22 protein-coding genes and 1 pseudogene are annotated in these 19,729 nt (G+C 67.6%); 2 read left to right on the forward strand and 21 right to left on the reverse strand.

Annotated features, from left to right (window positions below):
- Nucleotides 1-22: 22 nt before the first annotated feature.
- Both AC25M7_RS11325 and AC25M7_RS11330 read right to left on the reverse strand, forming a co-directional pair.
- Nucleotides 23-1,591, reverse strand: a complete 1,569-nt coding sequence (locus AC25M7_RS11325; RefSeq protein ID WP_247282913.1) for a sensor domain-containing diguanylate cyclase — start codon at nt 1,589-1,591, stop codon at nt 23-25.
- A gap of 83 nt (nt 1,592-1,674) precedes the next feature.
- Nucleotides 1,675-2,553, reverse strand: a complete 879-nt coding sequence (locus tag AC25M7_RS11330) for a LysR family transcriptional regulator (protein ID WP_088852840.1) — start codon at nt 2,551-2,553, stop codon at nt 1,675-1,677.
- A gap of 108 nt (nt 2,554-2,661) precedes the next feature.
- Here AC25M7_RS11330 and AC25M7_RS11335 point away from each other — a divergent pair, with 108 nt between their 5' ends.
- Nucleotides 2,662-3,636: a polysaccharide deacetylase family protein gene (locus AC25M7_RS11335; protein ID WP_197866410.1), complete on the forward strand. Its 975-nt coding sequence runs from the start codon at nt 2,662-2,664 to the stop codon at nt 3,634-3,636.
- Between the two features lie 9 nt (nt 3,637-3,645).
- Here AC25M7_RS11335 and AC25M7_RS11340 read toward each other — a convergent pair.
- A pseudogene (locus tag AC25M7_RS11340) lies at nt 3,646-3,951 on the reverse strand (ester cyclase); the annotation flags it as partial.
- A gap of 30 nt (nt 3,952-3,981) precedes the next feature.
- On the opposite strand from AC25M7_RS11340, the gene AC25M7_RS11345 reads away from it, so the two are divergent.
- Nucleotides 3,982-4,218, forward strand: coding sequence for a winged helix-turn-helix transcriptional regulator (locus AC25M7_RS11345; protein WP_247282914.1), 237 nt, complete (start codon nt 3,982-3,984; stop codon nt 4,216-4,218).
- A 15-nt stretch (nt 4,219-4,233) separates the two neighbouring features.
- Here AC25M7_RS11345 and AC25M7_RS11350 read toward each other — a convergent pair whose 3' ends face one another.
- The 18 genes from AC25M7_RS11350 to AC25M7_RS11435 form a co-directional block, all read right to left on the reverse strand.
- Complete coding sequence (locus AC25M7_RS11350) at nt 4,234-5,085, reverse strand: CsgG/HfaB family protein (protein ID WP_486971066.1); 852 nt, start codon at nt 5,083-5,085, stop codon at nt 4,234-4,236.
- Nucleotides 5,086-5,117: 32 nt separating this feature from the next.
- Nucleotides 5,118-5,537 (reverse strand): curli assembly protein CsgF, encoded by a 420-nt coding sequence (locus tag AC25M7_RS11355; protein ID WP_028688935.1) that lies wholly within the window; start codon nt 5,535-5,537, stop codon nt 5,118-5,120.
- A complete protein-coding gene (csgE, locus tag AC25M7_RS11360) occupies nt 5,534-5,929 on the reverse strand; it encodes a curli production assembly/transport protein CsgE (protein WP_028688936.1) in 396 nt (131 codons plus the stop codon). The genes AC25M7_RS11355 and csgE overlap by 4 nt, the downstream gene beginning before the upstream one ends.
- Complete coding sequence (locus AC25M7_RS11365; RefSeq protein ID WP_028688937.1) at nt 5,926-6,444, reverse strand: type II secretion system protein; 519 nt, start codon at nt 6,442-6,444, stop codon at nt 5,926-5,928. Before AC25M7_RS11365 ends, csgE begins: the two co-directional genes overlap by 4 nt.
- Entirely contained in the window at nt 6,419-6,793 is a 375-nt protein-coding gene (locus tag AC25M7_RS11370) for a type II secretion system protein (RefSeq protein WP_028688938.1), read from the reverse strand. The genes AC25M7_RS11365 and AC25M7_RS11370 overlap by 26 nt, the downstream gene beginning before the upstream one ends.
- 5 nt (nt 6,794-6,798) lie before the next feature.
- The gene (locus tag AC25M7_RS11375; RefSeq protein ID WP_028688939.1) at nt 6,799-7,272 is read right to left on the reverse strand and encodes a type II secretion system protein; all 474 of its coding nucleotides are present in this window, start codon (nt 7,270-7,272) and stop codon (nt 6,799-6,801) included.
- Nucleotides 7,269-9,146, reverse strand: coding sequence for a secretin N-terminal domain-containing protein (locus tag AC25M7_RS11380; RefSeq protein ID WP_028688940.1), 1,878 nt, complete (start codon nt 9,144-9,146; stop codon nt 7,269-7,271). Before AC25M7_RS11380 ends, AC25M7_RS11375 begins: the two co-directional genes overlap by 4 nt.
- On the reverse strand, nt 9,143-9,643 hold the full coding sequence (locus tag AC25M7_RS11385; RefSeq protein ID WP_062363192.1) for a hypothetical protein: 501 nt from the start codon (nt 9,641-9,643) through the stop codon (nt 9,143-9,145). Before AC25M7_RS11385 ends, AC25M7_RS11380 begins: the two co-directional genes overlap by 4 nt.
- Complete coding sequence (gene pilO, locus AC25M7_RS11390; protein WP_028688942.1) at nt 9,643-10,194, reverse strand: type 4a pilus biogenesis protein PilO; 552 nt, start codon at nt 10,192-10,194, stop codon at nt 9,643-9,645. The genes AC25M7_RS11385 and pilO overlap by 1 nt, the downstream gene beginning before the upstream one ends.
- Entirely contained in the window at nt 10,181-10,723 is a 543-nt protein-coding gene (locus AC25M7_RS11395) for a PilN domain-containing protein (RefSeq protein ID WP_486971067.1), read from the reverse strand. Before AC25M7_RS11395 ends, pilO begins: the two co-directional genes overlap by 14 nt.
- A 1-nt stretch (nt 10,724) precedes the next feature.
- Nucleotides 10,725-11,507: a hypothetical protein gene (locus AC25M7_RS11400; protein ID WP_182324269.1), complete on the reverse strand. Its 783-nt coding sequence runs from the start codon at nt 11,505-11,507 to the stop codon at nt 10,725-10,727.
- Nucleotides 11,488-13,179: a GspE/PulE family protein gene (locus AC25M7_RS11405; protein WP_182324267.1), complete on the reverse strand. Its 1,692-nt coding sequence runs from the start codon at nt 13,177-13,179 to the stop codon at nt 11,488-11,490. Before AC25M7_RS11405 ends, AC25M7_RS11400 begins: the two co-directional genes overlap by 20 nt.
- A gap of 54 nt (nt 13,180-13,233) precedes the next feature.
- A complete protein-coding gene (locus AC25M7_RS11410; RefSeq protein WP_028688946.1) occupies nt 13,234-13,767 on the reverse strand; it encodes a response regulator in 534 nt (177 codons plus the stop codon).
- A 239-nt stretch (nt 13,768-14,006) separates the two neighbouring features.
- Nucleotides 14,007-14,648: a SurA N-terminal domain-containing protein gene (locus AC25M7_RS11415; RefSeq protein WP_028688947.1), complete on the reverse strand. Its 642-nt coding sequence runs from the start codon at nt 14,646-14,648 to the stop codon at nt 14,007-14,009.
- A gap of 21 nt (nt 14,649-14,669) precedes the next feature.
- Entirely contained in the window at nt 14,670-16,157 is a 1,488-nt protein-coding gene (locus AC25M7_RS11420) for a cytochrome c/ABC transporter substrate-binding protein (RefSeq protein WP_243431495.1), read from the reverse strand.
- Between the two features lie 37 nt (nt 16,158-16,194).
- Nucleotides 16,195-16,851: an SCO family protein gene (locus AC25M7_RS11425; protein WP_186599784.1), complete on the reverse strand. Its 657-nt coding sequence runs from the start codon at nt 16,849-16,851 to the stop codon at nt 16,195-16,197.
- Nucleotides 16,848-17,501, reverse strand: a complete 654-nt coding sequence (locus AC25M7_RS11430; RefSeq protein WP_062363173.1) for an SCO family protein — start codon at nt 17,499-17,501, stop codon at nt 16,848-16,850. Before AC25M7_RS11430 ends, AC25M7_RS11425 begins: the two co-directional genes overlap by 4 nt.
- On the reverse strand, nt 17,498-19,477 hold the full coding sequence (locus AC25M7_RS11435) for a cytochrome D1 domain-containing protein (protein ID WP_486971068.1): 1,980 nt from the start codon (nt 19,475-19,477) through the stop codon (nt 17,498-17,500). Before AC25M7_RS11435 ends, AC25M7_RS11430 begins: the two co-directional genes overlap by 4 nt.
- Nucleotides 19,478-19,729: the final 252 nt, after the last annotated feature.

A 19,729-nucleotide genomic window follows, 5' to 3' on the forward strand; every position in this document is an offset into this window, starting at 1 on the left:
TGGCTGAATGATCCCTGGGGCCTCAATGCGCCGGATGCTGCTCCGCACTGCCCGCCAGGCAGTAGCGATCCCGCCCCTGGCGCTTGGCTGCATAAAGCGCCGCATCCGCCGCTGCCATGAGGTTCTCCGGGGTCACCGTCTCCAGCGTCGGCGCGCCCACCGCGATACCGGCACTGGCCGTGACATGCCCCAACGGGCTGCCGGCATGCTCGATGGCCAGCCGGCGCAACAGCTGCAGGATCTCCTGGACGATCTGGCTGGCCCCCTGGACATCGGTATCGGGCAACAACAGGGTGAACTCCTCGCCGCCATAGCGCACCGCCAGGTCTGCGGGGCGCTTGAGCGCCTGACGTAGCAGCTCGGCGAAACGCCGCAGGCACTGGTCGCCCGCCGGGTGGCCGTAGCGGTCGTTGTAGGCCTTGAAGTAGTCCAGGTCGAGCATGACCAGGGCCAGCGGCCGGCCCTGGCGCCGCGCCCGGCGGATCTCCGGCTCGAACACCGCGTCCAGCCGTCGACGGTTGCCCAGTCCGGTCAGGCTGTCGCTCAGGGCCAGCGCCTTGAGGGTCTGGTGGGCCTGGTGCAGCGCGCGCTCGATGGCGATGCGCTCGCGCAACTGGCGCAGGACAATCCAGCCGAAGCCGGCCAGGCCGACCAGCAGCAGAACCAGCACCGCCAACGATTTGATCATGTCACGCCGCCAGGGCCCGACAATCGACTCGAGGGACAAGCCCGCCTGCACCACCAGCGGGTAACTGGACAGCGCGCGGAACGCATACAACCGCGTCGTGCCATCAACCACCGCCACTGCCTCGGTCACCCCTTCATTGGCGTAGGGCAGGTAGTGTCGGAAGATCTCGCTGCCCGCCAGGCTGCGGCCGATGACCTGCTCGACGAAGGGCCGGCGCACGAGGATGGTGCCGTCACGCTTGGCCAGAACCAGGGCGCCACGCTCATCGATCTTGAAGTCGCCGTAATAGCGCACGAACCAGTCGACCTTGATGGTGCCCAGCAGCACCCCGGCGAAGCGTCCATCGGGCAGGTCCAGACGCCGCGAGATGGGGATGATCAGGTCGCCCGTGGAACGGCTGCGCACCACCGAGCCGATGCGCACCTGGCGGTCGGCATGGGTCTGGTGGTAGAGGAAATAGTCGCGGTCGGCGTTGTTGGCCCCCGGCGGCACGGCATCCTTGTCGGTGATGATCCAGCTGCCATCGGCGCCATAAACGAACAGGCCGTGCAACTGCGGCATTATCTGCGCCTGTTGCTTGAGCAGGGCGTGCAGGCGCGGTCGATCGACGTGGGCAAAGCCATCGCCTTCCAGGCGCTCGGCCAGGACGGCGGTGATCGCGTCCACCTGGCGGATGGCGTCCTCGGCGTGCTGGGCCGTAGCTCGGGCCAGGTTGGTGACCGCGTTCTCGGCGTCGCCGAACGCCTGCCGGTAATCGCGCCAGATCCGCCAGCCCTCGATCAGCACGAACGCCAGCATCACCACCGCCATGAAACCCAGCACCAGGCGGAACAACGACACGGCGCGGCCCTCGCCGGTCACCGCGAAGAGGCCGTCATCAGTGTGTTTCCTGGCTGCTGCCATCGAAGTCCCTTGTCGTCACGCACTGGCCGCTCATCACTATAGTTCAGCCAGGCAACTGTCTATCCCCTCTAGGAGCGGCCTGTTCAACCAAGCTGCGCCACGATCGCCTCCATCAGCGCCCGCACCCGCCTCGGTTGCACCCGGGTCGGCGGATAGACGATCTGCAGCGCCACCGGCCCGGCGCTGAAGTCACCCAGCACCTCCACCAGCCTGCCTTCGTCCAGGTCATCCTGCACATCGCGCAGCGACTTCAGGCACAGGCCATGCCCGGCCAGGGCCCAGCGCCGCACCTGCTCGCCGTTGTTGGCGACGCGCCGGCCGCGCACGCTGACCGGATACGCCGCCGCGCCCAGACGGAACGGCCAGACTCGCTCGGTGTGGATGCCGAAGCGCATGACGATGCAGTCGTGCCGCGCCAGGTCGTCCGGGTGCAGCGGTATGCCATGCCGGCGCAGGTAGTCGGGCGCGGCGCACACCACCCGGCGGTTGTCGCCCAGGGGTCTGGCGCGCAGGGAGCTGTCGGCCAATGTGCCGTAGCGGATGGCGAGGTCGATGCCCTGCCCGACAAGGTCGACGTAGCCGTCGGTCAGGTCCAGGTCGATCGACACGTCGGGGTGCTCAGCAAGGAAACGGTCGAGCAGCGGCACGATGCAGTGCTGGCCGAGGTCCACCGGCGCGCTCAGGCGCACCAGCCCGGAGATCTTCTGCTGGCCGTCCTGCAGCTGGCTCTGCAACTCCTCGGCCTCTGCCAGCAGGCGCCGGGCGCCGTCGGCCAGCAGGCGACCGGCGTCGGTCAGGCTGAGCGAGCGGGTGCTGCGGGTCAGCAGCGTCACCCCGTAATGCGCCTCCAGCGCCGACAGGCGCTCGGACACCGTGGCCGGTGACAGCCCGCGTTCACGGCCCGCCGCCGACAGACTGCCTTTTTCGATGATGGTAAGGAACAACGCCAGTTGATCCAACATGGCTTTCGATTTTTCCGAAATATGATTTTGCCTTTAGGCTAATTATTAGCGATTTTTCCGCTAATTACACTGCCCGGTATCGAAACCCACGCACTCAGGAGCGAACCGATGACCAGCAGAAGAGACTTTGTGAAAGGCACCCTCGCCGGCGGCATCGCCGTGGCGGCGGGCGCGGCACTGGCAAGCCAGCCCGGCAGCAGCAACGGGACGACGCCCGGCAACGGCGGTGGCAAGGCGTTCTGGCCCAACGGCGCGCAACTGGTGATCTCGGTGTCGTTGCAGTTCGAATCAGGTGGGCAGCCGGAGCATGCCGAAAGCCCTTTCCCGCCACTGGACCCACGCTACCCCGACACCATAGCCCCCAGCTGGTACCGCTACGGCCCGCTGGAAGGCGTGCCGCGCCTGCTCGCGCTGTTCGACCGGCACGGCATCAAAGTCACCTCGCACATGGTCGGCAAGGCTGTTGAAGCCTACCCGGAGCTGGCGGCCGAGGTGGTCCGGCGCGGTCATGAGGCCGCCGGGCACGGCCTGCACTGGGCACCCCAGTACAGCTTGACGCCTGCAGAAGAGCGCCGCCAGTACGAGCAGGCCAGCGCTATCATTGAACGCGTCACCGGGCAGCGTCCGCTGGGCTTCAACGCGTTCTGGATGCGCCACTCCCGCGAGACCCTGAATATCCTCCAGGACCTGGGCTTCCTCTACCACATCGACGACCTGGCCCGTGACGAGCCCTCGATCACCCCGGTGCGCGGCAAGCCGTTCGCCGTGGTGCCCTACACCCTGCGCAACAATGACATCGGCCGCATCGCCGGATCCACGGCAATGACCGGCGCCGCCTTGCTGCAGGAGCTCAAGGACGAGTTCGACGTGCTGTACGCCGAAGGCAGCCAGCGCCGCCGGCTGATGTCACTGTCGGCCCATGACCGCATCGGCGGCACGCCCACCGTGGTGCGGGCGCTGGACCAGTTCTTCGCCTACGCCCGCAGCCATGCCGGGGTGGCCTTCATGCGCAAGGACGACATCGCTCGCTGGACCCTGGCCCAGGACGACGCGCCGGTCAATCCGCCTCGGGGGTTTAGCTGATCACAGGGTTCAACGCCCCACCAGGCCCGCCTGGCGCATGAACGCCAGGTTGTCCTCCAGGTGCCAGTCCTCGGCGATCCGGCCATCGGCAATGCGGTAGATGTCCATGGCGATGAAGTCGATGGCTTGGCCCTGGCCTTGGTGCTCGCCCAGCGTGCCGGTGAAGTGGCCGGTGAAGCGCAGCGCCGCGGTGACCCGGTCGCCCGCGACGATCATCTGCAGCACCTCACAGCGCAGGTCCGGCACCGCCGCGCGGAATGCCCGGGAAGCCTTCAGCGGCCCTTCAACGCCCTGCGCCCGCCCCGGCGGCAGGGTCGACAGGATATCGCCGGCGTCTCGCAGAAGGTGCTGTCGCAGACCCTGAAGAAGCTCGAGCGCGATGGCCTGGTGGAACGCCAGGTACACCCGACCGTAGCGCCCACCGTCGAATACGCCCTGACCGAACTGGGCGCGACACTGGGTAGCACGGTGGAGCAACTGGCGCATTGGGCGGAGTCGAACATGCCAGCGATTGTTCAGGCTCGGCAACGCTATGATATGAAGCCAGATCCAGGATCCTCACGCAATGCGTTTCCCCTGTAGGAGCGTTACCTCGGCTTACGGCTGCTGATACTGACTCAGATATTTGTCCAGCACCGCCTTGTCCCCCGCCCCATCCCCCGCTACCTGCCACAACCGCCGCTCGATCCCCTGGGCCAGCAGGTGCCCCACCGCGGCTTCGATGGCCGACAGCACGCACAGCTGCGCCGGCTCGTTGGTGGTATAGCCCACCTCGGCTTCGAGCAGCTTCTTGAACTCGATGAACTTGAACACCCCGGCGTTCTGCCCGACCGAGTAGATGGTCTTGCTGGTCATCACATTGGCCAGCACCTGGCCGGTGCGCACGTCCACCGCCCGCAGGTTGACCGTAACCTGGTCGACCCGGTATTCACGGGACAGGCCGATGCCCAGGTAGCGGGCGCCCTCGCCGCCGCTGCGCACGTTGGTGTCGTAGGCGATGATGCCGCCCTCGAGCATCAGGTTGGCCGCCTGCAGCGGCGGCAGCTCGCCCTGGATGTTTTCCGCCACATCGGGTTTCTTCTGCGAGGCGCGGATGATCTTGCGCTCGGTCAGCAGGTTCTGCAGGCCCTCGCGCTCCAGCACCACGAACCAGCCGCTGGCGTTGAGCGCGTCCATCAGCATGCTCGCCGCCCCCTGGGTGACGCTGGTGGAGAACGAGCTGGCCGGGGTCGGCTTGTACTGCCCGGTCTGGTCGCGGAAACCGTACACCACCGCCATCAGCCGACCGCGGGGCCGCGGCATGCTGACCAGGTCATAGTAGGTCGAGGCCCGCGGCGTCAGCGTCGGGGTCTCGGGGTCCTGTTCGGCGGGCATCGGCTCGCGCAGGCCGCAGCCGTGCAGGCTACCCAGGGCGGCGAGGACCAGCAGTGTGCTCAGCAGGCGTTTCATGGCGTTCTCTCCCCAGTAAAGACCCGTCCCTCTCAGGGGTTCAGGCCGCTGACCTCGATGATCGAGACTTCCCCGGTGGCCCGGTCGGTGACCTTGATGCTCAGCGCCCCCGAATCGTCGATGACGTCGATCAGGAAGGCGTCGGTGGACATGCTGCCGGTGTTGCCGTTGCTGATGGTGTCCAGCAGTTGCCCAAGCAAGCGCGATTCGAGCTGGTTGCTGAAGCGCTCCAGGGCCGAGGTCCCGGCGAACGCCGAAGTGCGGTCCTTGAGGTCGGGATCGTCGTAGTCGTTCTGCGCCTGGGCGTTGTTCAACAGCCAGGTGCCATTGATCGGATTGCCGCCGAAGGACGGATTGACCGGGGTGTACACCAGCTCCGTGGCCAAGGCCTGGCCACCGAGGCCGGCAGCCAGCAGGCAGGCGGCGATGCGTCGTGCAAGGTGGGTGCTCATAGCTCGTCCCTCTCAAGATCAGTTGTGTCCTGCAGCAGTCGTTGCAGCTTGCGCTGAACGATCTGTTGCCTGACCAGGTCGGCGGCCGCGATGGCCTCGTCGTTGAGTTGCGTGGTGTTGGGCGGCAGGAAACGCCGGTACAGCACCTCGCGCTCGTACTCCACCGTCACCAGGCTGCCCCAGCGGGCATCCGGGCGTTCGCGCACCACCAGGTTGAAGTCGAGCCGGCTGGTGGCGCGCAGCCGGTCGCTGAAGGCGTGATAGAAGTCGTGGCCGATGTGCGAGATGGTGTTGTCGACGATAAATCCCATCATCTCGTCCTCGGCGCCCGCCCGGGCCTGGCCCTGCAGCAGCGCCAGGCACAGGCACAACAACGCGGCCAGGCGTTTCATGGCGCTTCTCCCGGGCCTGCGTGCTGGCGGGCGCCGCCGGCGCTTTCGGCAAACGCCTGCTCGGCGACGAACTGCCAGTCGCTGTAGTGCTCCAGCCCCTCGAAACCGCTCCACTGGGCATCAAAACCGCTGCGTTTGAGCGGCGTGGCCTCGGAGCGGCTGTACACCCCGGTGATGCGGCCATCGGCCGCGCGCAGCAGGCCCCATTCTTCACCGCCGATCGGGTCTGGATAGAGCCTGCGCAAGTGACGCTGCGGTGCCGGGAAACGGTTGTCCTCCACCAGTTCACCCAGGTCATGTGGGTACTGGGCCAAGCCCGGCGAGGCGCGGTAGTAGCTGCGCAAGGCCTGGGCATACTGACCGCCCACCCACAGCAGCTGGCGCTCACGCTCGCGCTGCACGCTGGTGGCCCACAGAGTGCCGGTGGCCGCCAGGGCCACGCTGCTGACGGCGATCAGCAGCAGCACGCCCAGGTAGGTGAAGCCGGTTTCACCATTCGGCATAGAGGCTGCCATCACGCGCCCTCCCGCTGGCTCCACTCTTGATGTCGGCCACCCCGCCGGCCACGCCCTCAGGCGGTGGCACCACTTGCCAGGCATCGCGGCGCTCGGTGATCGGGTCGACCGGGGTGTTACGCAGGTAGCGCTGCTCCACCAATTGGTCGAGGGAATCGGGGTAGTGCCCGGTGTCGCCGTAGTAGTGGTCCAGGGCCTCGCGCAGCACCGCCAGGCTCTGGCGCAGGGTGGCCTCGCGGGAGGCCTCCAGGCTGTTGAAGTAGCGCGGCATGGCGATGGTCATCAAGGTGGCGATAATAGCCATCACCACCAGCAGTTCGATGAGGGTGAAGCCTTTGCTCGGTTTCATCGCCGTCACCATTGCCCGTAGGGAACGTTGTTGAGGCCCTTGCCGGCGGCCTTGGAATAGACGTCGAACACGTCCTCGCCCTCGCGCGGATTGTCGGCAGCGCTGTCATAGGCGCGCAGGCCCCAGTCGCCCTGGTCGTCGGCCTTGACCGCGCGCAGCGGATCGTGGGGGATGCGCCGCAGGAAGTAGAACTTCGCGCCCTTGGCGCTGCGCACATCGCGCACGCCGTCTACCAGCACCTGCAGGTTCGGCGGATAGCCACTGGCGTTCAGGCGCTTCTCGATGTAGCCGGCGTCGAAGGCGCGCTTGTAGGCATCGATGGCGTCGCGGATCTGGTACAGGGCCTCGCGCAGCTGCTGCTCCTTGCCCCGTCGCACCACGGTTTCGGTCAGTGGCGCGGCCATGCTGGCGAGCAGCCCGAGCAGCGCCAGGGTCAGCACCACCTCGATCAGGCTGAAGCCCTGCTGGCGGGGTGTCATGGCCGTGGCCTCGGGCTGGCCGGCACTACCGCCATCTGCCCTTCCACCCGTGGCGCCCCCTGCGACTCGTCGTCCGGGGCCTCGGTGGGCACGGCGCTGGCCGGCACCGGCTGGGCCAGCTGGCGCACCTGCAGGGCCGACTCGGTTCCGGTGGCGAACTCCATGTCCGACGGGCTCTGGTACGGCAGGTTGCGCACGATACGCGGGGTGATCGCCAGCACCAGTTCGGACTTGCTCATGTCGTCCTTGTTGCTGCCGAACAGCCGACCCAGGCCGGGAATGTCACCCAGCCCCGGGATCTTGTTGCCGCTGGCGTTGTGGTCGTTGCGCACCAGCCCGGCCAGCACCTGCGTCTCGCCGTCGTGCAGGCGCAGGCTGGTCTGGGCATTGCGGGTGTCGACCTGGACCGGAATGGTGCCCTGGCGGGTCGCTTCCAGGGGCGTGGCGTTGCTCACTTCCAGGGCCACCTTGATCGCCACCTCGTTGTTCAGGTGCACGGTGGGCTGTACTTCGAGCTTGAGGCCGACGTCCAGATAGGTGACGCTTTCGGTGATCACCGGGCCTTGGGTCGAGGGCACCGAGGTGGCGCTGATGATCGGCACCCGCTGGCCGATGTGGATGCGCGCCTGCTCGCGGTTGCTGACCCGGATCACCGGGCTGGCCAGGGTGTTGATGTCCTTGTCCTGGGCATTGATCTTGGCCTGTGGCGCCGGCGAGATGCTGATGCGGCTGGAGTCGATGCCGCGCAGCTGGTCGAGCACGCTCACCGACTTGCCATCGCTGGTCAGCACGCCGAAGGTGTTGGGCCATTGCAGGCCGAGGTCGAGGATGCGCGAGGTGGCCACCTCCATCACCTCCACCTCCAGCACCACCTCGGGGTTGGACTGGTCCTGGGACTGCAGCAGCTTCTCGGCCATGCGCACGGCGTCGGGGGTGTCGCGCATGGTCAGGGTGTTGAGGCGCTCGTCGACGAACACGTCACGGGTCTTGAGCATGGTCTTGACCATGTTCAGCGCGGTATTGGCGTCGATGCTGGTCAGGTAGAAGGTGCGCATGACCAGTTCCTGGTAGTCCTTGGTCTTCTGCGGTGAGTCCGGGTAGACCAGCAGGGTGTTGTCGTTGACGATCTTCTGGCGCAACTGGTTCTGCTCCAGCAACAGGGCCACGGCGTCCTCGATGCGCACCTCGCGCACGAAGATGGTGGCCTTCATGTCCGGGCGCAGGTCCTTGTCGAAGATGAAGTTGATTCCGGCGACCTGAGCCAGCACCTCGAAGATGGTCTTGAGATCGGCATCGCGAAACTCCAGGGTCACCGGGCGCTCCAGCTTGCTGCGCAGCTGCGGGTACGGCGTGGCGGTACGCGCCTGGACGTTCTCGATGTCGCTGCGCAGGGTCTGGCCCTTCTGGTTCTGCGGATCCAGGCGCAGCACTTCGCGCATGTAGCGTTCGGCGCCGAACAGGTCGCCCTGGCGCAACGCCGCCTGGCCGAGGGCGACGCGATCGTCTAGGGTGCGGATCAACTCCAGCTGGCGGATGCCTTCCTGGGCGCGGCGGTTGTTGGCCTCTATGGTCAGCACCCGGCCGTAGCCCATGCGCGCGCCGGCGAAGTCGTGGCGCGCGCGGTCGCTGTCGGCCTGGGTCAGCAGCGCCTCTACCGCCGCCTGACGGCCATGGGCCAGGGCGATGTTCAGTTCGGTGTCGCGCGGGTCCTCGCGCAGGGCCTCCTCCAGGCGGGCGATCCCCGCCTCGTACTGGCCTTCCTTGATCAGTTCCTGGCTGTCCTTGCGCACGGCGCTCGAGCCGCATCCGCCGATGGCCACGCACAGGGCCAGGAGCATGAACGGCGCAGGCTTGCACAACTTCGACGATTTCATGGTGCGCTCCCGACAGACAGGGTCTGTGGCTGGTGCAGTGGCAGGTAGACCAGGCCCAGCTCGGTGGCCGAGACGTGGTCCAGACGGTAGGTGTCATCGATCACATCGCCCTGGCGCACGACGTAGAGCTTGTCGCCGCTCTGCAGGAAGATCTGCAGGTCGTCGCGCTCGCCCATGCGGCCGATGAAGCGAAACGGCAGCGTCGGGGCGGTGGGCGCGACGGTCACCGGGGCGGTGACCACGGGTTGTTCGGTGACGGTGGCCAGGGCCTGGGGTGGGGTCCATTGCTGGCTGGGGAACAGGTCGCGTGAGGGGCTTACCGCCTCATCGCGGGGCGAGCCCGCTTCCACGTGGGTGGAAGTTGCGAGGAAACGGGCTTGCCCCGCGATCGGACCAGCCTCCTCTTCCTCCAGGCCGAACCAGTGCCCAGGCGCCCACGCCAGCGCGGCGCTCAGCCCCAGGAACCCTGCCCACATCACCGCACGCTGAGTGTTCATCACGACCTCGACAGGTAAAGGGTCATGCGCACACGACCGGTCAGTTCCCGGTCACCGATCCGCTTGCGTTGCAGCTCCAGGTCTTCCAGCACCAGGGTCGGCAATTGGCCGATCAGCGCCTTGAGGAAGCCGCGGATCTGGGGGTAGCTGCCGCGTACCGGCAGGACGATCTGATAGCGCGCCAACTGGGTCTTGGGGTCCACCCCCAGGGCGTATTCACCGCGGGACAGGCTGATGCGCTCGGCGCTGGCCAGGTGGTACAGGCGCTCGATCAGTTCGCTGGCCTGAGGCTGGCCGGGCAGCTGCTGGCGCAGTTCGTCCAGCGCCTGTTGCTCGGGCCGGGCCTGGACCTTCAGCTCGCCACGCGCCAGACGCTGCACCTGGGCGCTGGCGTCGGCCTCGCTGGCGCGCAGCTCGCGCACTGTCTGCCACTGTGGCAGCACCCCGGCCAGGCAGACGGCCAGCGCCAGGACGCCGACCAGCAGTGCGGCCAGCCCTGCCCGGCCCAGGCGCCGCAGCGTTTCATGGACGATCAGGCTAGGGACGCGCATGGCCGGTCTCCCAGGTGGCAGTGAGGTTGAAACGCACCGCATGCTCGGCTTGCCCGGCCAGCACCTCATGGTTGAGCAGCGACACATCGGACAGCTCGCTGCTGCGTTCCAGGCGCTGGTGGTACTGCAGCATCGCTTCGAGGTTGCGCGCCTCGGCACTGATGCGAACCTGGCCCTTGCGCGCGTCAGGGGTGAGGCTGAGCAGCGCCACGTCTTCCTGCGGCATCGCCTCGAGCATGGCAAACAGCTGCTGCCAGGGCCGCTGAAGCTGCTGCGAGACGCTGCGCATCTGTGCCAGGCGCTCGGCCTGCTCGCGGATCACCGCGCTGCTTTGCACGGCAGCGGTGGCCGGGCGCCGGCCGAGCTTGAGTTCGAGCTGATGCACGCGGCCTTCCAGGTCCACCTGCTCGCTCACCAGTTGCTGCTGGGCCAGCAGCAGCACCGCCAGCACGGCACCGCCCAGGGCCAGCAGCGACCAGGCCAGGGGGCTGCTGTGACGGGGCTGGAATTCCAGGTCGAGGCGGCGCATCTCAGGCCACCGCCCGCCACATGGCGCACAACGGGTCGGCCTCGGCGCTCGGCGCGCACAGCTGCACCGCCGCCAGGTGCGAGGCCGCCGTGCGCCCCGGCGCATGCAGGTACACCCGCGGCGGCTGCTCGCCGTACAGCTCGCACGTGCGCTCGATCAGCGCCTGCAGGGCCTGGTCGCTGTCGGCACAGCCCTGGGCCAGCACCTGTTGCCAGGCACCGCCGGCGGCCAGCAGCAGCACGCTGCGGCGCGGCTCGGCAAGCACGAAGAGGAAGTCGCCCTGGGCCAACTGCGCCGAGCAGCGGTTGTAGGCGGCCATCAGGTAAGGCTGCACCGAGCGCAGGCTCAGACGGCTTTCCCGGCCCAGGGCCTGCAGGCCCTGAAGGAGCGCCTCGGGCAGCGCGGTGGCGATGCGCGCGGCACCCGCCGGCTCCGGCGACAGCACGATGCGCCAGTCGTCCAGGGCCTGGCCGTAGAGGTGTTCGAAGCAGGCCCGGGCGTAGGTGTCCAGCTCGCCCGGGGTACCGATGGCGTCACTCCAGGGCACCAGGCAGAAGCGGCTGTAGCGGGCCGAGAGCAGCACCCGCAGTTGCGCACCGCGTGCCGGGTGCTCGCCGAGCAGGCCGGCCAGGGCCTCCAGGGCCGGGGCCCAGGCGGGTTGGGTGGCGTCGCAACTGAAGGCGCGGCTGCCCAGCCACTGGTGTTGATGACCGTGCCAGCGACCCAGGCCGACACTCTCGGCGCCGAGCACGGCGCAGTACCGATCAGGCGATAAATGTGACACGGTTGATCTCCTCGAGTGTGGTGCGGCCGTCACGGACCAGGTCCAGGGCCGAGGCGCGCAGCAGGCGCAGGCCACGTTGGCAGGCCAGCTGCTTGATCTGCGCGAGCGGGCGGCGTTCGACGATCATCTGCCGCAGGTCGTCGTCCAGGTGCAGCAGCTCGGCGATGGCGTTGCGCCCGCGGTAGCCACTGCCACGGCACTGGCCGCAACCCTGGGCGCGCACGAAGCGCCAGCCGGCCACCGCGTCACGGGCCAGGCCCGAGGCGGCGAGCAGTTCGTCGTCGGGCTCGCAGGGCACCGCGCAATGCACGCAGGCCAGGCGCACCAGACGCTGGGCCAGCACGGCGTTGAGCGCCGAGACAAAGCTATAGGGGTCGACCTGCATCTGGCTGAAACGGCCGATCACGTCGAACACGTTGTTGGCGTGGATGGTGGTGAACACCAGATGCCCGGTGAGCGCCGACTGCACGGCGATCTGCGCGGTGTCCGGGTCGCGGATCTCGCCGACCAGGATCTTGTCCGGGTCGTGGCGCAGGATCGAGCGCAGGCCGCGGGCGAAGGTCAGGCCCTTCTTCTCGTTGACCGGGATCTGCAGCACGCCGGGCAGCTGGTACTCGACCGGGTCCTCGATGGTGATGATCTTGTCGACGCCGTGGTTGATCTCGCTGAGCATGGCGTACAGCGTGGTGGTCTTGCCGCTGCCGGTGGGCCCGGTGACCAGGATCATGCCGTAGGGCTCGCTGGCCAGCCGGCGCAGGGCGCGCAGGGTGTGTTCCTCGAAACCCAGGGCCTGCAACTGCACGCCGCTGACCTGGTCGGACAGGTCCTGCTTGTCCAGCACCCGCAGCACCGCGTCCTCGCCGAAGATGCTTGGCATGATCGAGACGCGAAAATCGATCTGCCGCTCGCCGATGGCCACCTTGAAGCGCCCGTCCTGGGGGACGCGCTTTTCGCCGATGTCCAGTTCGGCCATGACCTTGATCCGCGAGATCACCTGCTCGGCGAAGGCACTGCCGCTGGCCTTGCCGGCACCGTTGAGCACGCCGTCGATGCGGTACTTGATGGTCAGGCCCTGGCCGGTCATGCCTAAGTGGATGTCGCTGGCGTGCAGCTTGAGGGCGTCGTACAGGGTCGAGTTGACCAGCTTGACCACCCGGCTCTGGTCTTCGCTGATGCTGGTCAGCGACAGGCGCTGCAGCGGGTCGGCCTCGCCGCCGGCCTCCGCGTCGTGGCCGAGGGCGTCGACGGCGTGGAAGCTCTCTTCGTGGCGGGCCAGGAATGCGGCCAGGTCGGCGGCATGGACCAGGTACAGCGGCGCGCCCTGCAGGCAGTCGTCGATCCAGGCCAGGCGGGCGCTGTCGAAGGGGTCGGCGAACACGCCGAGGCGCTCGCCATCGTGCTCGACCAGGGCGAATTCACGCTTCAGGCATTGCGCCAGGCTGACCAGGTCGAAGGCCGGGGCGCAGGCGAACAAGGTCTGGGTGGCGAGCACCGGGTAATGCAGGGTGATGGCCAGGCGCTGGGTGAAGGTGCTGGGCGTGTCGCGGGAGAGCCGCTCCAGGCAGGCCAGCAAGCGCTCTTCGCCGGCTTGCTGGCGGGCCTGGGCCAGGAGGTCACGGGGGTAGCCAGCGATCGTGGGTAGCGATGAATCTGCATCGAATGCCTGGGACATGGCCTGCGACTCCGCTCAGGGGCGGCGCCGCAGGCTGGGGGACCTTGGGCGCCGCTATTCCCCGGTGAGCAGTTGTTCGTCGTCAGGTTCGCCTGGCTTGGCGCCGTTGCGTCGGCGGTCGGCCAGCACCCAGCTGCCATCGTACAACTGCAAGGGGAACGATTCGTTCCTGTTCTGGCGTCGTTCGACGAACCCCGCGGCCGGCTGGTCGGTGCTCCTGCGCTGGCGCTCGATGCCCATCAGGTCGAAGACGGCGCGGGCCAGTTCCATCAGCGGGAACGGCTTGAACAGGACATGGGTCACACCCAGCTCGGCGGCGCGCTCACGGACCTCGGCGGTCGGGTGGGCGGTGATCAGCACGAAATGACACGACCTGTTCCTGCGCACGGTCTCCAGGACCTGAAACCCCTCCATGTCGGGCAAGCGGTAATCCAGCACGATCACGTCCGGTGCCAGTTGCTCGGCCAGTTCGATACCCGCAGTACCGTCGTGGGCGAGATGGACCTCCAGGCCTTGCGCCTGCAGATACGCTTGCAGGTTCTGCGCAAGGGTCTGTTCGTCATCGACTACCAATACTCTGTTCACCAAGGTCCACTCCCATGAACTGCCCGGTTCCCCGGTCTGCGAAGTGCGGCCTTGTAGAGGCTTGAGCAGGCTTCGTGCCAGGCATGAAAAGTCATTGCGCACCGCTTTCAAGTCATTGATATCGTTGTAGCTTTCAATCCATTTCAGGTCGTGCCGGCAGACCTTCCCCCACAACCGGGGAAGCTGATGGCACTTTGCCTTTGGGGCATTCCCCAACAATGGGGAATCGCCTTGGCGTCCCTTCAGTCGGCGCGCTCCACTGTAGCGGAATCACGCAAACGTTGGCGCACTGCTTGCCGCGCCTGGGCCTGCAATTGCGCGACAAGCGCATCCCTGGCCAGGCGCAGGCCGTGTTCAGATGAGACAGAAGTATTATCACTTTGGTTCTGCATACCTTGCAGTCTTTGCCCATTGGCCTGATGGAAGGCCGCAACCTCGGCTTCGCTGGGCGACGCCACCGCCGTCAAACGGGCGTAGACCTGCTGGGCGGCCATCTCCTGTCGAGTGTAGTCAGCGAAGCTGCGCCGATCGAAGCCCGCCTCCTCCAGCCGCCGCTCGAACACCGCCGGGCTGCCGAAGGCCGCCTCCACCTCGCCGACCCGCGCCGTCACCTGCGCGTCACTGACCTCGATACCCTGGCGCTGGGCCTCCTGCCACAGCAGCTCCTTGTCGATCAGCTCATCCAGGGCCTGCTCGCGCAGACGCTGGTACAGGTTGGGGTTGCGGATGCTCGCCACCGCCCGCCCCTGGGCCTGGAGGTATTCGCTGAAGTAGTGCTCCAGGCGCAGCACGCCGATATCCACGCCATTGACCCGCGCCACTGGCGTGTCGGCGTGGCTTGCCAGGGCAAGCAATGACAGCAGGCAGGCAATCAGTACGCGCATGGTGATCCACTCCTGAAAGGGTCATGGTGTGTCCGGTACCGGACGGTACGGCGCCACCTCGGCAAAGCTCGGCCCCGGCAGGCTCACCGCCACCACATGGGCGCCGGCCATGCCCTGGCGACGTCCGGGGCCGAAGCCCAGCAGCGGTGTCAGGCCGGTGTCGACGTCATGCAACTGTTCCAGGGCGCCGAGCAGTTGTTCGCGGCTGGCGTCGCGTCCCACCTGTTTCAGCGCTTCGACCAGCAACTGCCAGGCGCACAGCGTGCTGACCTGCAATGACGCCTGACGTGGCTCCAGCCCCTGGCGCTGCTGCACGCCGGCCAGGGTCTCCCGGCCACGAGCGGTCCAGTCGCCGGGCACGAACGGATAGGCCAGCAGCACCCGCCGCGACCAAGCCGGTGCCAGCCCCGGCACGGCACCGGCCACCTGGCTCGACGCGGCAAGCAGGTAGGGTTTGCGCCCGCCGGCCTGCAGACTGGCGGCCAGCTCGGCAAACCCCTGGGCGCGCCCCAGGAAGACGATGCCCTCGCCCGCCAGCGCCTGGCCCGTGAACGCTTGCGCGGATACGCCGGTAAAGCCCAACTGGCGCAAACGCTGCTGTACGACCTGCGCCGCCTCGACCTGGTCTTCGCCGGCATAGACCAGTTGCACGGCATCGCGGGCCAGGCCAAGACTATCGCGGGCATGCAGGGCCACGCTGAGCAATTGCTCGGGTACGCCCGGTAAAGGGTCGAATACCTGAGCGCTGCCGCCACTGCGCGGCGTGGCGCCGATCAGCGGCAGGCCCGCCTGTTCCAGCTGGCGACTGTCGAGCTGCGGTGCCACGGGCGCAATCAGGGCGAAAACCCGCTCACGCTGGATCAACTGGTCCAGCGCCTGCGCGGTACTGGCCGAATCCGGTCCCGGGTCCAGCGCAATCAGCTGCAAGCGGCGGCCATGGATGCCCCCCGCCTGGTTCAGCTGTGCGACGCCATCCTCCAGCACCGCCCTCACCGTCCGTCCGGTCTCGGCCAGCGGGCCCTGTTCGGGGAGCAAGGTACCCAAGCGCAAGGTGCTCTCCTCCACGCCCGGATCGCGGTCTTCGCCCAAGCGCTTGAGGTAGGCCGCCAGGTTGCGCTGGTCGGCCAGGCTCAGCTCGAAGCGCGGCATGGCCGGGTCCAGCCGATTGCCGGCAGGATCGACCCCACTGCGCACGACCCGCGCCAGGCTGACTTCGGTATAGGCCGGATAGCGTCGGTTGTTGGCCTCGCGATCGCCCGTGCCGAGGGCCAGGCGCTGCCAGTCCAGGCTCGGCGGGCGCACCCCGCCCTCACTGCGGCCGCGCCCGTCGTTGCCGTGGCAACTGGCACACGGCAGCACGCTGGCCGGCACGCTCATGTCCCCCGGCCCCACCCGGGCCAGCAACTGGGCGTCGCTGCTGGAGACGCCTTCGCGATAGAGGCGCTTGCCGGCGAGTTCCTGTTCGCTCAGTTGCACCGCCCCGCACAGGCACCACCCCATCATGAGCATGACCAACGTGGGAGCGACGGTGCGCCTGTTCATGCGCTCACCGCCCCGCCAGCGGCTGAGCCAGCAGCTGCATGCGCTGGGCAATCGCCGCCGGTGGCGCGTCCGGGCGGATCTTGCTCCAGCGCTTGCCTGCCACGTCGCCGGCGATCAACTGCGTCGAATGCTGCTCGGGGCTGGGCAGGAACTGCCCCAGGCGCCCGAGCACCAGGTCGACGCTGGCCTTGTCGCCGGTCAGGAACAGCCAGTTCGGCCCGTCCACCCCTTGCTTGCGGGCAAACGCCTTGAGCACCTCGGGCGTGTCGTTCAAAGGATCGCTGCTCACCGAGACGAAGGTCACCTGCGCCGCAAGCTCCGGCCCCATGGCCTCGCGCACCTCGCGCAACTTGCGGGTGATCAGCGGGCAGGCGTCGTTGCAGTGGGTGAAGATCACGTTGAGCATCACCACCTTGTCCTTGAGCACATCGCTGTAAAAGCGCAGCTCGCGGCCGTCCTGGTCCTTGAGCACGGTGTCGGTGAACCAGGCCTGCGCATCGCGGGTGCCGCTGCCGCTGACCATCGGCTGCGGCGCGGGTTGCGGTGCCGGCGCGTGGCCTTCGTGGGCGAACGCGACCGAGGCGAGGATCCACAGGCAGCCACCAAGCACCAGCCAGTCGAGGCTGCGCATGCCGGCGTGGCGAGAAGTCTGCGCGCTCATGGCTGTGCCTCCTGCCCGGCAATGGCTGTGCTTTTGGCGTGCACCCGGCGTGCGCTCAGGCGGTTGATCTCGCCGATCAGCACGTTGGGGTCGGTGAAGCCGTAGTAACGCGTCCAGTGCCCGCTGCGCCCGTCACCGACCAGGATCAGCGGCGGGTGCTCGCTGAGGTTGGCGCTGAAGCTGCCCAGCCCCTTGAGCGTCTCGCTGATGGCATAGGGCGAGCCGGTCAGCCAGCTCCACCCCGGCCCGTGCTGGAACGCCCGGGCATACCCGGCCAGGCGTTTCGAATCATCGCGCTGCGGATCGACGCTGATCGACACCAGGCGGATCTCCTCGCCCACCCGCCCGCCCAGCTGCTGCTGGACCTTGCTCATGATCGACGAGACCACCGGGCACACCGTGGTGCAACTGGTGTAGATGAAGCCCATGACCACCAGGTGATCCCCCACCAGATCCTTCTCCAGGCGTATCGGCATGCCGTCCTGATCCAGCAGCGCCACGTCGGCGAAGCGCACACTGGCCTTTTCCTGGTGGGCGGCCGGTGGGGCTTCGGGCTGGCCGCCATGGTCGTGGCCGGCATGCGCCAAGGCCAGGTTGCTGGCCAGCAGCAGGCTCAGGCCAAACAGTTTTCCACCCTGCGGACGGTTCATCGCACACTCCTGGGTTCCCCTTGGGAAGCGGTTGGTGCCGTTGCGGCCGGCAGGACGCGCAGGCTGGTGTAGTTGTCTTCTGCGAAGCTGCGCCCGAGGGTGGGCGACTGCACATGCAGGTACCAGGCGCCAGCCGTGGCCAGTTCCAGCGGCGCCTGATAGAGCCCCTCGCCCACCTCGACCAGCGCTACATTGCGCGGCAGCGACGAAGGCGCCAGGAAGTAGCGCAGGCTCAGGTCTTCAAGCCCCTGGCGCGGCTTGCCGTCCTCACCGAGGATGCGCACTTGGGCCATGTAGGGCGCGTGCTGGCGCAACGGCCGGGCGGTGCCGATGAATTCGGCATGGGCCCGCTTACGCAGGCTCGACTGCGGCAGCGCCGCGACCTCGGTGCTGAAGCAGTGGATGATCTGCGGCTGGTTGAGCAGGAACGCCACGTCGAAGGTGCCGGCCGCCGGCAGCTTGACCGTCGAGCCATATACCCCCGGGGCCACCTCGCGCAGGCTACGGTCGATGACCAACGCGGCGCGGGCCTGGTGGCCGCGGTTGTTGTAGCCCGACATCGGCGCGTTCATGCCCTCGGCGTAGAAGTAGGTGGTGTTGTCCACCGGGTTGACCACGAACACCGAGTTGTCGTCGCGGGAGATGCTCACGCCCTGGGCCAGCGGCAGATCACCGGCCTGGCGCGGCGCCGCCGGGCCGGCCTCGAAGCCCTGGACGATCGGGGTGCGCCCCTGCCCCAGGCTTGCCAGGTTGATCATGCTCACCTTCGGCGAGGCCAGGCCGCGCACGTAGGCGTAGGCCTTGGTAAAGGTCAGCTGGTAGGGCTCGGCGGCCACCGGGATGCGGTGGATCAGCTGGTCGGTGCTGGCGTCGATCACCAGCGCCTGGTTCTCCAGGGTGTTTAGCACCACGCCGTAGCGGCCATCGTGGCTGAAACGCATCGGCCCCAGGCCCCGCTCGGCCTGGACCGTGTGGCGCAGGCTGAGGCTGCGCGCGTCGATCACCCGCACCGTGCCCTCCTGGCCATCGACCACGTACACCGCCTGTGACAAGGGCGAGTAAGCCACCGATAGCGGATGCAGACCGACCTCAAGCGTCTTCACCAGGCGCATCTGCGCGGTGTCGATGACACTCAGGGTGCCGCCGTCGCGATTGCTGACGAAGGCGAAGCGCGAATCGGCGCTGAAGGCGATCTCGTGGTGGCCAGAGCCGGTGACAAACGACTTGAGCATGGCGCGGCTGGGGACGTCGATCACCGTCACCCCGCCCTTGGCCGGGTCCTGACTGTTGTTGCCCACCCACAGCAGGCGCTGGTCGGGTTGCAGCGCCACCCGCAGCGGCTGCTCGCCGGCCTCCAGGGTGGCCACGCGGGTGAAGGTCTCGGTGTCGATCAGCGCCACCTGGTTGCGTTCGGGCATGGACACGAACACCTGCTTGTCATCGCCCGTGGCCACCCAGTCCATGGGCCGTCCCGGCAGGTCGATGCGCGCCAGGGTGCTGGTGACCCCGCCTACCGACACGGTCGGGTCGATCACGGTAAGACTGGCGTCCTTGTTCAGCACCAACAGGAAGTAGCTGTTCAGATCGAGCAAAGGACGCGCGCCGATGCTGCTCTTGAGGAACAGCGCCACCCGCGCCTTGCAGCTGCTGTCGCGGTCGCCCACCGGTGCCGACTGCGCGGGGTCGAGCCAGGCGCCGGGAGCCATGCCCGACAGCGGCTGGCCACTGCTCTGATCGCTGACCTTGAAACGGATATTGGCAAAGTCGCCCTCGCGCAGTTCGCCGCCGCTTAAGGGGCGCGCCTCGAACTCCACGGTCACGCCGTCGCGGCTGAGGGTGTGCAGGGCCTGGGGATCGGCGGCCTCCTGCAGCAGTTCGCGGGGGTCGCACCAGAGCTTTTCGTAGGCCACGCCGAGGCCGATCAGCGCGGTGCCCAGCAGCAGGCCCAGGTAGGCTGGGCGTAGCTTGCGGTTCATGTCCGTACTCCGTTGGCGTGTATGGGCGCGCACGGGGCAGCGCCTTCGAGCGGGATGACCATGCTGCACCTCCACGGGGCTCAAGGGTTCTGTGGAGGGTGGAAGCAAGCGCTATGCCATCAGTAAAATTGTTTTAAATCAGGGTTTTGGAGAAACAAGCGGAGAGTATTGGGGAGGCTGCCCCAAACACGGGGGCGCTTTGCGCCCCCCTTCAGGCTCAATGCGCGATGCGTGTAAGACGAACGCCTTGTA

It is taken from the genome of Pseudomonas sp. P106(2024) (assembly GCF_057480815.1).

Bases quoted from the DNA above. Each gene is read 5' to 3' on its own strand.
- AC25M7_RS11385 (WP_062363192.1), bottom strand. From the start codon at position 9,643: ATGAACACTCAGCGTGCGGTGATGTGGGCAGGGTTCCTGGGGCTGAGC.
- AC25M7_RS11325 (WP_247282913.1), bottom strand. From the start codon at position 1,591: ATGGCAGCAGCCAGGAAACACACTGATGACGGCCTCTTCGCGGTGACC.
- AC25M7_RS11435 (WP_486971068.1), bottom strand. From the start codon at position 19,477: ATGAACCGCAAGCTACGCCCAGCCTACCTGGGCCTGCTGCTGGGCACC.
- AC25M7_RS11375 (WP_028688939.1), bottom strand. From the start codon at position 7,272: ATGACACCCCGCCAGCAGGGCTTCAGCCTGATCGAGGTGGTGCTGACC.
- csgE (WP_028688936.1), bottom strand. From the start codon at position 5,929: ATGAAACGCCTGGCCGCGTTGTTGTGCCTGTGCCTGGCGCTGCTGCAG.
- AC25M7_RS11330 (WP_088852840.1), bottom strand. From the start codon at position 2,553: ATGTTGGATCAACTGGCGTTGTTCCTTACCATCATCGAAAAAGGCAGT.
- AC25M7_RS11395 (WP_486971067.1), bottom strand. From the start codon at position 10,723: ATGCGCCGCCTCGACCTGGAATTCCAGCCCCGTCACAGCAGCCCCCTG.
- AC25M7_RS11365 (WP_028688937.1), bottom strand. From the start codon at position 6,444: ATGGCAGCCTCTATGCCGAATGGTGAAACCGGCTTCACCTACCTGGGC.
- pilO (WP_028688942.1), bottom strand. From the start codon at position 10,194: ATGCGCGTCCCTAGCCTGATCGTCCATGAAACGCTGCGGCGCCTGGGC.
- AC25M7_RS11350 (WP_486971066.1), bottom strand. From the start codon at position 5,085: ATGAAACGCCTGCTGAGCACACTGCTGGTCCTCGCCGCCCTGGGTAGC.
- AC25M7_RS11430 (WP_062363173.1), bottom strand. From the start codon at position 17,501: ATGAACCGTCCGCAGGGTGGAAAACTGTTTGGCCTGAGCCTGCTGCTG.
- AC25M7_RS11355 (WP_028688935.1), bottom strand. From the start codon at position 5,537: ATGAGCACCCACCTTGCACGACGCATCGCCGCCTGCCTGCTGGCTGCC.
- AC25M7_RS11405 (WP_182324267.1), bottom strand. From the start codon at position 13,179: ATGTCCCAGGCATTCGATGCAGATTCATCGCTACCCACGATCGCTGGC.
- AC25M7_RS11370 (WP_028688938.1), bottom strand. From the start codon at position 6,793: ATGAAACCGAGCAAAGGCTTCACCCTCATCGAACTGCTGGTGGTGATG.
- AC25M7_RS11420 (WP_243431495.1), bottom strand. From the start codon at position 16,157: ATGCTCATGATGGGGTGGTGCCTGTGCGGGGCGGTGCAACTGAGCGAA.
- AC25M7_RS11415 (WP_028688947.1), bottom strand. From the start codon at position 14,648: ATGCGCGTACTGATTGCCTGCCTGCTGTCATTGCTTGCCCTGGCAAGC.
- AC25M7_RS11335 (WP_197866410.1), top strand. From the start codon at position 2,662: ATGACCAGCAGAAGAGACTTTGTGAAAGGCACCCTCGCCGGCGGCATC.
- AC25M7_RS11425 (WP_186599784.1), bottom strand. From the start codon at position 16,851: ATGAGCGCGCAGACTTCTCGCCACGCCGGCATGCGCAGCCTCGACTGG.
- AC25M7_RS11380 (WP_028688940.1), bottom strand. From the start codon at position 9,146: ATGAAATCGTCGAAGTTGTGCAAGCCTGCGCCGTTCATGCTCCTGGCC.